Origin of the sequence: Streptomyces sp. NPDC005794 (assembly GCF_042871445.1) — a bacterium.
Classification (GTDB): Bacteria; Actinomycetota; Actinomycetes; order Streptomycetales; family Streptomycetaceae; genus Streptomyces.
Window position 1 is genome coordinate 1 of sequence record NZ_JBIAIN010000014.1, and the last position, 13,197, is coordinate 13,197.

General features: G+C 64.6%; 14 protein-coding genes. 10 read left to right on the forward strand and 4 right to left on the reverse strand.

Annotated features, from left to right (window positions below):
- The coding region (locus ACFYQ5_RS22500) for an IS630 family transposase (protein WP_389200080.1) at positions 1–688 on the reverse strand (688 nt) is incomplete at its 3' end.
- Between the two features lie 118 nt (positions 689–806).
- Here ACFYQ5_RS22500 and ACFYQ5_RS22505 point away from each other — a divergent pair.
- Genes ACFYQ5_RS22505 through ACFYQ5_RS22515 form a run of 3 tightly spaced genes read left to right on the forward strand, consistent with a single transcriptional unit; the run spans position 807 to position 4,506 of the window.
- On the forward strand, positions 807–2,219 hold the full coding sequence (locus ACFYQ5_RS22505) for a transcriptional regulator (protein WP_389199800.1): 1,413 nt from the start codon (positions 807–809) through the stop codon (positions 2,217–2,219).
- Positions 2,216–4,051 carry a DEAD/DEAH box helicase gene (locus ACFYQ5_RS22510; RefSeq protein ID WP_389199801.1) on the forward strand — a complete coding sequence of 612 codons (1,836 nt, stop codon included), beginning with the start codon at positions 2,216–2,218 and terminating at the stop codon, positions 4,049–4,051. Before ACFYQ5_RS22505 ends, ACFYQ5_RS22510 begins: the two co-directional genes overlap by 4 nt.
- Positions 4,048–4,506, forward strand: coding sequence for a very short patch repair endonuclease (locus tag ACFYQ5_RS22515; RefSeq protein ID WP_389199802.1), 459 nt, complete (start codon positions 4,048–4,050; stop codon positions 4,504–4,506). The genes ACFYQ5_RS22510 and ACFYQ5_RS22515 overlap by 4 nt, the downstream gene beginning before the upstream one ends.
- On the opposite strand, the gene ACFYQ5_RS22520 is transcribed toward ACFYQ5_RS22515, so the two are convergent.
- Positions 4,441–5,652 carry a DNA cytosine methyltransferase gene (locus ACFYQ5_RS22520; RefSeq protein ID WP_389199803.1) on the reverse strand — a complete coding sequence of 404 codons (1,212 nt, stop codon included), beginning with the start codon at positions 5,650–5,652 and terminating at the stop codon, positions 4,441–4,443. The genes ACFYQ5_RS22515 and ACFYQ5_RS22520 overlap by 66 nt on opposite strands.
- 161 nt (positions 5,653–5,813) lie before the next feature.
- Between ACFYQ5_RS22520 and ACFYQ5_RS22525 the strand changes: the two genes are divergently transcribed.
- The 3 genes from ACFYQ5_RS22525 (at position 5,814) to ACFYQ5_RS22535 (ending at position 8,501) form a co-directional block, all read left to right on the forward strand.
- Positions 5,814–6,560: an HNH endonuclease gene (locus ACFYQ5_RS22525; protein WP_389199805.1), complete on the forward strand. Its 747-nt coding sequence runs from the start codon at positions 5,814–5,816 to the stop codon at positions 6,558–6,560.
- An 884-nt stretch (positions 6,561–7,444) separates the two neighbouring features.
- Entirely contained in the window at positions 7,445–8,311 is an 867-nt protein-coding gene (locus tag ACFYQ5_RS22530) for a helix-turn-helix domain-containing protein (protein ID WP_389199807.1), read from the forward strand.
- Positions 8,292–8,501 (forward strand): DUF397 domain-containing protein, encoded by a 210-nt coding sequence (locus tag ACFYQ5_RS22535; RefSeq protein WP_389199809.1) that lies wholly within the window; start codon positions 8,292–8,294, stop codon positions 8,499–8,501. Before ACFYQ5_RS22530 ends, ACFYQ5_RS22535 begins: the two co-directional genes overlap by 20 nt.
- Before the next feature lie 432 nt (positions 8,502–8,933).
- Here the strand turns inward: ACFYQ5_RS22535 and ACFYQ5_RS22540 are convergent, their stop codons facing one another.
- Together ACFYQ5_RS22540 and ACFYQ5_RS22545 are read right to left on the reverse strand one after the other, a co-directional pair.
- Positions 8,934–9,125, reverse strand: coding sequence for a DUF397 domain-containing protein (locus ACFYQ5_RS22540; protein WP_389199810.1), 192 nt, complete (start codon positions 9,123–9,125; stop codon positions 8,934–8,936).
- The gene (locus tag ACFYQ5_RS22545) at positions 9,122–9,985 is read right to left on the reverse strand and encodes a helix-turn-helix domain-containing protein (RefSeq protein ID WP_389199812.1); all 864 of its coding nucleotides are present in this window, start codon (positions 9,983–9,985) and stop codon (positions 9,122–9,124) included. The genes ACFYQ5_RS22540 and ACFYQ5_RS22545 overlap by 4 nt, the downstream gene beginning before the upstream one ends.
- A 205-nt stretch (positions 9,986–10,190) precedes the next feature.
- On the opposite strand from ACFYQ5_RS22545, the gene ACFYQ5_RS22550 reads away from it, so the two are divergent.
- From ACFYQ5_RS22550 to tgmC, 4 genes are all read left to right on the forward strand, one after another.
- Positions 10,191–10,694, forward strand: a complete 504-nt coding sequence (locus ACFYQ5_RS22550; protein WP_389199814.1) for an ATP-binding protein — start codon at positions 10,191–10,193, stop codon at positions 10,692–10,694.
- A gap of 80 nt (positions 10,695–10,774) precedes the next feature.
- Positions 10,775–11,035: a putative ATP-grasp-modified RiPP gene (tgmA, locus tag ACFYQ5_RS22555; protein ID WP_389199816.1), complete on the forward strand. Its 261-nt coding sequence runs from the start codon at positions 10,775–10,777 to the stop codon at positions 11,033–11,035.
- Positions 11,036–11,071: 36 nt separating this feature from the next.
- Positions 11,072–12,031 (forward strand): ATP-grasp ribosomal peptide maturase, encoded by a 960-nt coding sequence (tgmB, locus tag ACFYQ5_RS22560; protein WP_389199818.1) that lies wholly within the window; start codon positions 11,072–11,074, stop codon positions 12,029–12,031.
- Entirely contained in the window at positions 12,028–13,152 is a 1,125-nt protein-coding gene (gene tgmC / locus ACFYQ5_RS22565; RefSeq protein ID WP_389199820.1) for an ATP-grasp peptide maturase system methyltransferase, read from the forward strand. Before tgmB ends, tgmC begins: the two co-directional genes overlap by 4 nt.
- Positions 13,153–13,197 lie beyond the last annotated feature (45 nt).

Below are 13,197 nucleotides of genomic sequence, written 5' to 3' on the forward strand. Positions count from 1 at the left end.
CGAAGCAGGCGTCGGCGCTGATCTTCCCGGTGGCGACCTCCAGGGCGGCGAACAGCGAGGTCGTGCCGTTGCGCTTGTAGTCGTGCGTCTGCCGCCCGGGCAGACCCGGCCGCAGGGGCAGCATCGGGGCGGTGCGGTCCAGTGCCTGTATCTGGGTCTTCTCGTCCACGCAGACCACGACCGCCTTCTCCGGCGGAGCCAGATACAGCCCGACGACGTCGCGGATCTTCCACTCCAGCTCGGGATCGGTGGAGAATTTGAACGTCTCCACCCGGTGCGGCTGCAGGCCCCACTTGCGCCAGATCTTGGACACCGCGGAGAAAGACAGCCCCAGCTCGGCGCCCAGCAGCCGCGACGACCAGTGCGTCACCCCCAGACGGGCCGGCGCCCGGCCATTCTCAGCCAGCGTCGCCACCAGCACCGCCACCTCATCCACCGTGCCCGGCCGGCCCGGACGCGGCAGGTCCCCGAGCGAGGAGATCCCCGAAGCCCCGTACCGGTCACGCCACTTCAGCACGGTCGGACGCGACGTCCCCAACCGGGCGGCAATGTCCGTGTTGGACACACCCTCCGCCGCCAGCAGCAGGATCCGCGCCCGCTGCACCAACCCCGCCGGGGCCGTCGACATCCGCGTCAACGCCTCCAGGCGAGACCGATCACCCTCACGGAGCTGCAACGCAGCGGCCAGATACACAGCCCCATTGTCCTGAAACACCAAACGTAAAGCTACTTCAAACACGCAACACTAGGAAGAGCGTGGTGCCCCTCTACAGCGAGGCACCACCAGAGAAGAAAGAGGTGTGGAGATGCTGAAGTTCAGTCCTCCTCCCAAGGCAGCCGAAAACGCTGAGTTCATCGCTCGTCGACTCAAAGAGGCCGTTGAAGGAGAAGGGCCTCGAGAATCAGTCACCGTGGAGTGGAACGGCCGACCGCTCCATGTGGGCGTAATCGATATGCCACTGCGGGACGTTTACTACAATCCCGCGACGCACCGGATCAGGGCTCAGCGCGATCACGATCCGGCGCTTGCCACGACTCTGGAATCTGACCCTTGGCTGGATGAGAGTCAGGAATACCTCAACCGCCTACTCGTCGGCAAGCCGACCAGCCCTGAGGATCCGGATCCCGATTTCATGGATCTGATGACGAGCCTCGGCGAGGTCGATCAGCAGGAGCCTGGACTGATCACACACGAGGGGATCCTGGTAAACGGAAACACTCGGGCCGCCGCGCTAAGGAAACTGGGGAAAACGTCAATCCGGGTGGGAGTACTCCCCCCCTCATTCACCTGGGAGGACATCAATGCGGTCGAACTCGCATTGCAGCTCCGACCTGATGAGCGCCGGGACTACTCGTATATCAACCGCTTGCTAGCGATGGAAGAGCAAGAGTTGCTGGGACGGGCAGCAGTAGATATCTCCAGAGAATTTCACATCCTGCCGAAAACCTTCAGGCAAGAGCGTTGGATCCTCGGAGTGATCCGGGAAATGATCGATCGAAGCCGGACGGAAGATGGCTCACAGCTGAGCCTTACAGATTTCGAGGGACATCAAGAGAACCTTAAGGAATTGCATAAAAATTACACCAAAGAGGAGGCCTCCAGCCAGGAGATCGCCGAGCAGGTAAAGGAAAACAGGATCGCAGCCATTATCCTCGACTTTGCCAAAACGAAGACACGCCTAATTAATGGTAAATTTCAACAAAATTACCTCACGGGAGCAATCCCTAATGGCTTTGAGAGAGATTCACTGCACGCAGGTGCTGCAATTCCAATTGCAGGTCTCAGTGTTTCCGTAACCCCACCATCACTGTCTGTCATGCAAGCGCGGGCAATCACAGACGAAATCTTGCAGGCCCAGGCCATGAGTTCCGCACGTCACGCTCCCATGGAAGCTAGGGAGACGGCCCAGCACACCTTGAGTTCGATGAAAAAGGCGATGCGAAGGGCACTGGATGAGGCCGATCGCGATGACCGCTTGAAGAAGGTCCAACAAACCACCGCGGAGCGCCTGGACGACGCCAGTGCTGCTATCAACCAAAGTGTCAGCGACCTCGCGCGGGCGTTCGCCAATAGCAGCCTGGATGAAGAGAGTTTCGACAGCGCTCTGCTACGCCTCAAGGACAGCCTTCTGAAGCTGGCACGGCAGGCCAACCGCGGAATAATTGAACCCGGCGCGGGCATGGAATGGCTCATCAAGGCGAGTGAGGACCGGACATGACTGCCCCTGTCGAGCCGTCACTGCGACTCAGCTTCCACGAGACCCGCACAAAGGTCATCTTGAGGACGCAACCCGAAAGCCACGAGCAGCTGGTGCGGCTGACAGCCCGGTTCAGCAGTGGCAGCCAGCGCGGAACGCTGGCTGCCGAGATTGATCTTGAGGATTTCCTCTCCCACCTAGCAGTGCTCAACCAGTGGCACGACCCTGCAGGAGTGTCCTTTTCTCCTGACCTGAAGGCCTTGGCTGAAGGGTCGGTACTGGACTCGCAGGCAGTCGACTCCCGGCTGGCCGCAGGACACCGGGGGCTGGACTTCGCCGACACGGTCACTTCCGCCGATGTGCCGGCCCAGCTGGGGCCCGCGTGGAGGGCACCACTGACCGAGTTCCAAACTCGTGATATCGCTAAGCTGCTGTCACTCACGCATGGAGCGAATTTCAGCGTGCCCGGCGCGGGTAAGACCCGGACAGCAATGGCTGTCTATGCGGCGCTCCGCCACGCCGGCAAGGTCAGACGCCTGCTCGTCGTCAGTCCCAAGTCCGCGTACGAAGCATGGCAAGACGAGAGCGCGCACTGCTTCACCGCCCCGCTGGCAGTCCGTGTCTTCGAGCGGCACACCGGTGCCGACGTTGAAGTATTGCTGGTCAACTACGAGCGGCTGAACCGGTACCAGACGGAACTGGCGGACTGGCTGAGTGCTGCGCCGACCTTGATGGTGCTGGATGAGGCACATCGGATGAAGCTCGGAGTCAGGGGCACATACGGCACAGCTTGCATGGCGCTTGGGCCACTGGCTCGTCACCGTCTGATCCTCACGGGCACGCCGGCCCCAAATGGCGCCAAGGACCTGGAGAGCCTTCTCTCCTTCGTGTGGCCCGGACACGGCCGCCGAGCGGTCGACAAGGCAGTGGCAGGGGGCGACCTGGCCCACGCGAGCAAGATTCTTCGTCCTCTGTTTACGAGGACGACGAAGAATGAACTAGGGCTTCCTCCCACAGACATCCGTGTGCATTTTGTCGATCTCCCGCCTGCACACCGGACGCTTTACTCGGCGCTGCGTAAAAGGCCGCAAGGAACTAGTGATGCGGAACAGGACGAGTTCACGAGGCTGGGTAAGGTTTTGGCCTATCTGATGATGGCCAGTACCAGCCCATCGTTACTGGACAAGGGGTTTGACCGTTACGAGCCACTCCCCTTCCACGCCCCTCCTTACGAACCGCCAAGTAGCGGGTCACTGCGCGAACTCATGCGGAACCTGCCGCGCTATGAAATGTCACCGAAGTACGAGGCTGTCCTTCGAACCGTTGCCGAAAATGCGCGAGTGGGCCGCAAGACGCTGGTCTGGTCAACGTTCGTCCGCAACCTGACGACGCTGGGGGTCGCGCTGGCAAAATTTCAGCCGGCCGTCGTGCACGGTGGAAGCATCGACCGCGATGAACAGATCAGAAGATTCCGGCTGGACCCTGATTGCATGGTGCTGCTGTCGAACCCTGCCACACTTGGGGAAGGGATCAGCCTCCACCATGTATGCCACGACGCGGTCTACCTCGATCGCGACTTCTCTGCTGGGCGTTTCCTGCAGAGCTTGGACCGTATCCATCGCCTAGGACTGAAGGCAGGAACGGAGACCCGTATCACGATCCTTCTCTCCAGAGGAACAATCGATGAAGAAATCCACGACCGTCTCGGGAAGAAGATGGATTTCATGGGGAGGATCCTGGACGACCCATCGGTGCAGGAGCTGGCAGATCCAGACGAAGAAGTGGCACCGTGGGGAATGGATGCCACGGACCTCCGAGCCCTCCTAGAACACTTGGACTATCCCGGAATATGACGCACGAAGAGAATGCCTGGCAGCCACCAGCCGGCTCTTGGGCATCATCAGCCGCCCGCCGCCGGAACATGCAGGCGATCAGGAGCCGGGATACTAAACCGGAGCTCCTGATCAGGCGGCTCCTGCATGCCCAGGGGCTGCGGTACCGGGTAGCAGCCAAACCTCTGCCCGGACTTCGCCGGACGGCAGACATCGTCTTCCGTCCGGCGAAGGTCGCGGTGTTCATCGATGGCTGCTACTGGCACGGCTGTCCGGAGCACTATGTATCACCCAAGACCAACACCGGCTACTGGTCTAGCAAAGTAGTGCGGAACGTAACCCGCGACAGGGACACGGACCAGCGCCTCCATGACGCGGGGTGGACGGTGCTCCGCTTCTGGGAACACGAGTCACCCGACGACTGCGCCCTCGCGATCGCGGCGGCTGTCAGCCGCCTCCGCAACGCTCGGCACTGAGAGATCCGCCATCGTGAACAGCAGTTCGCTCTCCCTCTCCCTGCCCCCGGACTGGCCCTCCAGCATCTCGGCCGTAACGCCGGCTGCCTTCGCTGCCTTGAGCGCGGCAATGATCTGCTGCCCGACTGCCTCGGCAACTGGTGGCGGGAATGCATTCCCCACCTGCCGGTAGGCTGCGGTCTTTTTTCCTTCGAACCTCCAGCTGGGAGGAAATCCCTGGATGATCGCTGCTTGCTCTACCGTCAGCTTCGGCCCCGCAGCTGAAAAAAGATCACGTTCCTGACTTCCCTGCCGCTTCATCTCCGCAGGGTCATTCGCTACACCGAGTCCGCAGACTCCGAGCGCTGCCCACGCCCTCTTGGCACGAGTCGGGCCGAGGTCAGCGCCACCGTGCTTCTTCGAGCCGCCAACAAGAGTCGGCGCTACACCCTTCAAGGCGTCCTTCAGCCAGGCCTTGAACGCGTCATCGGCCCTGGGGTCATCGACCTCTCGGAAACGCTTATACATTGACTCTTTCAGAGCCTCCCCGACAGTGAGAAGTGGGCGCTCCTCTGGCTCTGCAGCAGTGAAGAACGGGGCCAGTGGCTCTCTCAGCGCTACCAGGATGGCCCGAGGGCGAAGCTGAGGGACCCCGTATTTCTTGGCTTCCAGGACTTTCCAGTAGCACCGCTTATAGCCCATGGCCGCGAGGTCCCCCAGAAGCTCCTCCCTGTACTCCAGGAACTTCTCCCAGGGCTCCAGCAAGCCGCGGACATTTTCGATCATGACGGCTTTGGGCCTCAGCTCGTCCACAAGCCTGAGCATGTCTGGGAAGAGATCCCGCTCGTCGTCCCGCCCGAGCTGCTTGCCTGCAAGGGAGAAGGGCGGGCACGGAACACCACCGGCCAAGAGGTCGAGATCCCCCGCTTCCAGCCCTAGCTCCAGCCTCAGGTCCCGCGGCTTGAGCTTTGTCAGGTCAGCCTGCTTGACCTTGCAGCCCTCCCACTCCGCATTGCCCTCAACGTTCTCCCTGAGGGTCGCAACTGCGTTCACATCAATCTCGATGAGCGCGAGATGCCTGAAAAGTGCGTTGTGCAAGCCCAGAGCCTGCCCGCCCGCCCCAGCGCAAATCTCAACTGAGGTGAACTCCCTCTTGATGCTGGTCATGCACCCTCCTCCCAAACTTTCCCGACTGGCACCCACTGCTGCCAGTCGTCACAGAGGGTGACAGACCCCACTGACAACGCGAACGCCTCCAAGTGTGCTTCACACACCAATACCCTCCGACCGACCCACACGTGACAGCGAACACTCATACGATATGGCCCGTGCCGAAAAGCCCTGCATGGACCCACGACGAGCTGCTGCTGGCCTGCGCCCTCGTGGTCGAGAACAACTGGAATGAGCTGCGCGAGGGTGACCCCCGCGTGCTCGATCTCTCCGACCTGCTCCGGTCCCTGCCCATACATGAAGGGGCTGCGCAGACCATCTCCAAGTTCAGATCCGTCGGCAGCGTCAGTCGCAAAACTTCCGATCTGGCCTCGAACCATCCTGCCTACACCAGCACTCCCACCAAGGGCGGACGGTTGGACAAGGAGGTAATCGCCGCCTTCATCACCCGGCCCTCCGAGATGCTCGGGGCTGCCGCTGCCCTGCGCCAGGGTATCGGCACAGGCGAGCTGCACGAGATCCCAGAGGACCCGGACGAGGTCGACGACGACGGGAACTCGGCGGTCGAAGGCCGCCTTCTCGCTCGCTGGGCCCTGCATCGCGAACGTGATCGCGGCATCCGTGCCCGCAAAATCGCCAGGGCCGAGAAGCTGGGGCAGCCCCTGCGGTGCGAGGTCTGCACTTTCGATTTTGGCCACTTCTACGGACCTCTCGGTACGGGCTACATCGAGGTGCACCACCGGCTGCCCCTCCACATATCCGGGCCCTGCGAGACGAGGCTGGATGATTTGGCGTTCCTGTGCGCCAACTGTCACCGCATGTGTCACAAGAGCCGCCCCGGTGAATCCTGGCGCACCCCTGACGCCCTCCGAAGGGAAATTGACCAGGCCAGGCCCGCCTCCTGAACAGACACCCGCCCCTGTCCGGGGGGGGGATCACGCGACAGCCTCAACATGAGACTCGTAACTCTGCTGCGCGCAGGCAGGGACGTCATCCGGGTTGCAGCCCTGGGCGTCCAACCAGTGCAGGAGATCCACGATCACGGCGGTAGCTCGCTGCTCCTGCGCCCGCGGATGGCTAAGGAGCAGTACCGCGTCCTCGCCTGCCAGCCCTTGGTACCCGCTGAGAACCAGGCTGGCACGTCGGCCCCGCACAGACGCAGCACTCCCGAGGCAAGACAGGTCACACCAGACCGCCTTCTCTGACGAAGTAACGCGAGCACCCCAGTCACGCGCAATTACTGGCAGCAAGTGAAGACCGTGACCGCCCTCCGAAGCGCATCGGGCCTGAGCAAGTAACAACACCTGGTGACTCGCGTCATGGACCTCTGCATGGATCACATCAGCGCGAAACTCGAGAACAACGGCGGCGGCACTTCCCACACCCACATGCCTGACCACGTTCGTCACGAGTTCGGTGATCACGAGTTCGGCCTCACTCGCAAGGTCGGCAAGCCCTCGGAAGGCCAGTTCCGCCCGCACCGCTTGCCGGAGGCCACGTATTGCCTCGGGAGACGCCTTGAACGGAAGCACGTACTGGTGCTGAGTCTGCGCGGCGCTACAACTTGTCATGCCGGTACTCCCTCCTCAGCCACAGCAGCACAGCTCTCACCGTGTCCAAACGACCGCATTGCGTGGCGCCTGGATGCGAGTATGGCATTGAGAGATTGCTCTGTGTAACTTCTCATGACTCTCTATCGAGTGAATCTGGCAGTGCGGCACCTCGACATCGATCTAGCCTCGTCGGGCCGCGGCGGCCAGTCCCCCGGCACCAGTTGGAAGGAATGTGTATGTCAGCCAGGGCGACCACTCGCCGACGCCACCTGGGCGCGACGATGCGCAAACTGCGGGCCCGCACGGGGATGACCTTGGAGGATGCCGGACAGCTCGTCGGTGTCTCCAAGGCCACCGTGAGCCGCTATGAAACGACCGAGGGCCCAGTCAAGTGGCTCGTCATCGATGCCCTGTGCCGCGAGTATGGAGCAAGTGATGCTGAACGGCAGTCGATTGTCGCTCTAGCCAAAGATGCCAGGCAGCAGGGGTGGTGGAGCTCGTTCGGGGACCACATCCCCGAGACGATGAACCTCATGCTCACCCTCGAGGACGAGGCGGTGCGCGAGGATCATTTCTCCTGCGTGTACGTACCCGGCCTTCTCCAGACCCGGAGCTATACAACCGCTCTCCAGCAGGCCAACGAGATGCGCCGCTCCGCCGAAGAGATCGAACGCCTTGTGGACATCCGTATGCGCCGGCAGAAGATTCTGAGCCGCCCCAAGGCTCCGCACCTCTGGGCGATTCTTGATGAGTCCGTGGTCCGCCGTGTGGTGGGCTCTCCTGCCATCATGCGCGAGCAACTCGCCCACCTGCTCACCAGCAGCGTCACTAATAACGTGACCTTGCAGATCCTGCCGTTCTCTCGCGGTGCTCACTGCGCCGCTCTCGGGAGCTTCGTCATTCTCGGCGGCCCTGAGCCCTCCCTTGATGTCGTGTACGTCGACCTCCACGTCGGCTCGGTCTTCATGGAGAAGGACGCGGAACTGATCCGCTACCGGCTTGCGTTCGAATACTTGCGCGCACAAGCGTTGGACATCGAAGCTTCTCGGGAGCTGATCAGCCGTGCCAAGGAGGACCTGAAGGATGACAAGAGCGAGCAATGAGGTTCCGCAGTCTGCCTGGTTCACATCGTCGTACAGCGGGGGCAACGAGACGGAGTGCGTGGAAACGGCGTTCGCTGAAGCGGGCACCGCAATACGCGACAGCACACGTCCGCATCAGGGGCGCTTCCACGTGCGCTCCGCAGCATGGGTCAGCTTCATCGGCTCCCTGCGGAGGGGCCAGCTCGGCTGAGGCCTGATGCCAAGTGTCCCGGCGGCATCTCCCCTGCACCGTGGCACTTGGCAGAGCCTGAACGCGGCTGACAAGACGGAGGCTGATGTCCAGTCCTTGGCATCACAGGACACCCTTGGCACAGTGGGCCCCAGCTGAAGCCGGGGGGCATCTGCAGTGGCGCAGGTACGTCATAAAGCCATGCTGGCGTTATCTGCCCTGTTGCTCGTCCCATCGCACTGTGCAGGCCGGTCAGCCAAGAAATTCTTTGGACGCGACACAGTTCACGGTCACGTTCTTAGCCACGCTACTCACCGGCGAAGCGGTAATCTTCGCGCTCACCCTCTCATCAACAAGGGTGTGGCCGTCCTTGCTTGCGCGCCACCGACAGCCAGGCCCGCCGCTGCCGTCACCTCGGTCAGATGCAAGGCAACTGCTACCCCAACGTCTCCTTCAGACGCGGGAGTCGGCAGCGAGCACCGTGAACGCAGACCATGCGTGAAGCGAGATCGTGAGCGCGTGCCTCTGGGTGTCCTTGGAGTCCCGGACCAGCACCGTCTCGGGACGTACGGCGACCTCGACGCAGTTGTCCCCGCCGCCTCCGCTGTAGCTGCTCTTGAACCAAGCCAGTTCCACGGTGCTCATTGCCCTCCTCGCATCTGTTCCAGCAAGCTCGTCGTGTCCTGATGACTCAGGGCCTGCGAGCGCATCTTGCCATAGCGCTGGAGCATGTAACTCGCCGCTTTCGGATCGCTGATGAGCATGCTAGTACCGTGCCCCTCGACGTATCCGGCCCATCGGTGGTCGGCGGTTTCCGCGAGGTACATCTCGCCTTCGAAACCCGCGTGGTCCTCCTGGACCAGTGGCATCACCTGAATCTCCACGTTGCGGTAACGCCCCACGAGGAGGAGGTGATCGACAAGTGCTCTCGTTACCCCGTCGCCGCCCAAGCGCCGTACCAGTAGAGCTTGTTCAATGATGAAGCTGAAGGTGGTGTTCGGACGGTCGATGAGGAGTTGCTGACGGGCCAATCGATCCGCCACCTGGCGTTCGGACTGCTCCTGGGTGAGTGGCGGCAGATGGCGATCGAAGACCGCCTGGATATACGGCTCGGGCTGCAGCAGGCCGGGGATGACCCTGCACTCATAGGCGTAGAGCGAAGTCGTCTCCTCCTCGACGGCCGCCCACTGTAAGAACCACGAAGCCAGGCCCGCCTTGCGCGTCAAGCCTCTGGCCGCCGCTGCCAGCACCCGAGCCGCGGCAGCTCCCAGCACCTCCTCCGAGCGCTCCAGCAAGTCCCTCGGCGGGAACCGCTTGCCCTGCTCGATCTTGGCGATGTACGCCGCCGAGTACTGCACCAGAGGCGCGAACTGCTCCTGCGTCAGGCGTGCTTCGTCCCGCAGTGCCTTGAGTACCGCGCCGAACGTCTTGAGGCTGTCGGACACCTCCGGCTCACCGCAGTTCCCGTTGCCCCCGCCCCTGCCACCGTCGTTGTCCGTAGCCATTCGCGGCCGCCTTTCCCTGTGCCTGACCCGTTCGCAGGGCCCACCCGTGCCGTACCGTGCGATCGTCCGCGCTGCGCCACCCGCCCGACCCGACCAATGGTTACGTACCGTGACTCACCCGGTCCAGCGAGTGAGCAGATACAAGAGGATCTGTATCGGTGCCGTGCCTGCCGCTGGGCCCCGTCCTCCCGCCAGGCTGAGTCCCATGCCAGCTCCTGACCACGAATCCCCGGCCCCCGCACGCGTGTTCGCCCAGCGCTTCTCCGCCACCCGGCGCGGGGCGCGCCTCGCGCGTCTGCTTGCCGCGCTTCAGCTCGCCGAGTGGGGACACCCTCGCGGGACAGGTGACCACGACGCGGTCACGCTCGTCGTCGCCGAGCTCGCCACGAATGCCGCGCTCCACGGCCGCGTAGCCGGCCGGGACTTCGCGCTACTCCTGGCGTACGACGCCTGCCGGGGCGTCATCCGTATCGAGGTGTCCGACGCTCACCCCGCGCAGCCGGCCCACAGCGTGCCTGCCCTCGACGAGGAGCACGGCCGTGGCCTGGTACTCGTCGATGCCCTCACCGCCCGCTGGGGCGTACGCGACCGCGTCGGCCCGGGGAAGACGGTCTGGGCGGAGTACGCGCTGCCCACGAGGCCCGGCACTCCCGCATACGGACAAGCCGTCGTATCGAACGGGCCGCACCGTCACCCCGCGCACATGTGAACCAGGATCCCGGCTCACGGCACGCACCCGTACCCGACTCGGGAACAGCCCCGCGTCGGCAACCACCAGATGGAGAAACCATGTTCCGGACCACCCATGCCCCGTCCGCGCCCTGGGGCATGAGCCGCATGACGCCACTGCGTAACGCCGAACCGTCGCCCTGGCGGTACGAGGGCATCGACCACGAGTCCCAGACCGGGCGCTGGATCGGCGGGGACGGCGTCATGACGCCCGTCGAGCTGGGCAAGCACGGCACGTCCGTGAACACCTACCCGCCCACGCAGGTGTGCAAGGACGGCAGGTTCGACGCCGACAGCGGTCACGACGCGACCCAGGACTGAGAACAGGACAGGACGGAGAGGGCGGAGGACAGAGTGATGCGAGGGCACACGGTGCTGGTCGCGACCGAGTACGAGGACGCCACAGCGGATCTGGTGATCGCCGAGTTGAACCGGCGCCGTGTGCCCGTCCTGCGGTTCGATCCGGGCCGGGATCTCCCGGCGGCGGTCGGGCTCGCCGCGCGCCTCGGCCAGGACGGCTGGGAGGGCACCCTGACCGTGCGTGACAGGACTGCGGACCTGGCGGAGGTGCGGTCGCTCTACCACCGCCGGCCCAGCCCGTACGGTCCGGCGGCGGGCGTGGACCAGGCGGCGCGGTTCACGGCCGGCGAGAACAGGCGCGGCCTCGGCGGGGTGTTGGCCGCGCTGCCCCGGTGCCGGTATCTGAGCCACCCGTCGTCCATCGCCCGCGCCGAGTACAAGCCGGCGCAACTCGCGGTCGCGCTCGACGTCGGGCTGCTCGTCCCCCGTACGGTCATCACCAATGACCGGCTGGAGGCGCAGGCGTTCACCGCTGCCCGGCCCACGATCTACAAGCCGCTGCACGCCGGTGCGTACGAAGTGGACGGTGAACCAGCCGGGATCTGGGCCGGCCCCGTGCAAGCCCACCAGCTCGACGACACCGTGGGCTGCTGCGCGCACCTCTTCCAGGCGCGGGTCGACAAGGTGGCGGACATCCGGGCCGTCGTCGTCGGCCGGGAGGTGTTCTGTGTGCGCATCACCGCTCCGCCGGGTGTCGTCGACTGGCGGGCGGAGTACAAGAACCTCTCCTACGCGTCCGTCAACTGCCCGCCGGACATGAGGAGAGCCCTTCTCCGATTCCTCGACGCCTTCGATCTGGCCTACGGAGCCTTCGACTTCGCCGTGACCGAGGACGGCGCATGGTGGTTCCTGGAGTGCAATCCGAACGGGCAGTGGGCCTGGCTGGAGGCCGCCACCGCGCTGCCCCTCACCCGTGCCATCGCTGACCTGCTCGAAAGAGGGGAAGAACGACGATGAACGAGTACATCTCTTCCGTCCGCCACCGGGCCGCCCTGGCCCGCAGACTTACCGAGGCCGGGGTGCTGCGCAGCGCCCGGTGGGAGGCGGCCGTCCGGGCCGTGCCCCGTGAGGCGTTCCTCGGTGGAGGTTGGTTCGCATACGAGGACGGCGGCTGGTACCGGCCCACGTTTCTCGACGGCGCGGGCGGCCTGGACCGCGTCTACGAGGACGACACGCTGGTGACCCAGGTCGCGGCAGCGGTCGTGCCGCGCGAGGTCGAGGGCAGGATCGCCCAGCGCCCCACGTCCTCCTCGACACGGCCGAGCCTGGTCGTACGGATGCTGGAGGCGCTGAAGGTGTCCGAGGGGGCGCGAGTCCTGGAGATCGGTACCGGGACCGGGTACTCCACCGCCCTGCTGAGCCAGGCGCTCGGCGGCGAACGGGTCACCTCGGTCGAGGTGGACGCCGATGTCTCGTCCCGCGCCGCGGTGGCACTCGCCGGCGTGGGCCTGCGACCGGACCTGATCGTCGGCGACGGGCTCGCCGGTCACCCTGGCGGAGGAGACCCGTACGACCGCGTCATCGCGACCTGCGGCGTGCACACCGTGCCCGGCGAGTGGATCGCCCGGAGCCGGCCGGGCGGGGTGATCCTCGCGACCGTGGCGGGGTGGATGGGAGCCTCGGAACTGGTGCGGCTGACCGTCGCGGAGGACGGGACGGCGAGCGGACCAGTTCTGAGCGGGCAGGTCTCGTTCATGCTCGCCCGCCCCCACCAGGCGCCGCCGCTAGGGCTGCTGCCCGACCTGGACGACGCCGAGCCGGAGCCGACGGAGATCGGAGCGGACGTGCTGGACGCGTGGACGCCCCGGTTCCTCGCACAGTTCGCGACGCCGCGCGCCCAGCGATTCCGGCTACCGCGCAACGGGCGTACCGAACAGGTGGTCGTGGACGTGGAAGCGGGCAGCTGGGCGGCTGTGTATGAGGAGCGCGGCCGGTGGCTGGTCCGCCAGGGCGGCCCTCGGCGGCTGTGGGACGCCATCGCCCAGGAGTGCGTCCGCTGGCACGAAGCGGGGCGGCCGTCGGTCGAGCGGATGCGCCTCCATGTCGGGCCACAGGGGCAACGCCTGATGTGGGCCTGACGCTCCCAGGTTTCACTCTGATCGGCAGTTGGTCGGACCGTGGGC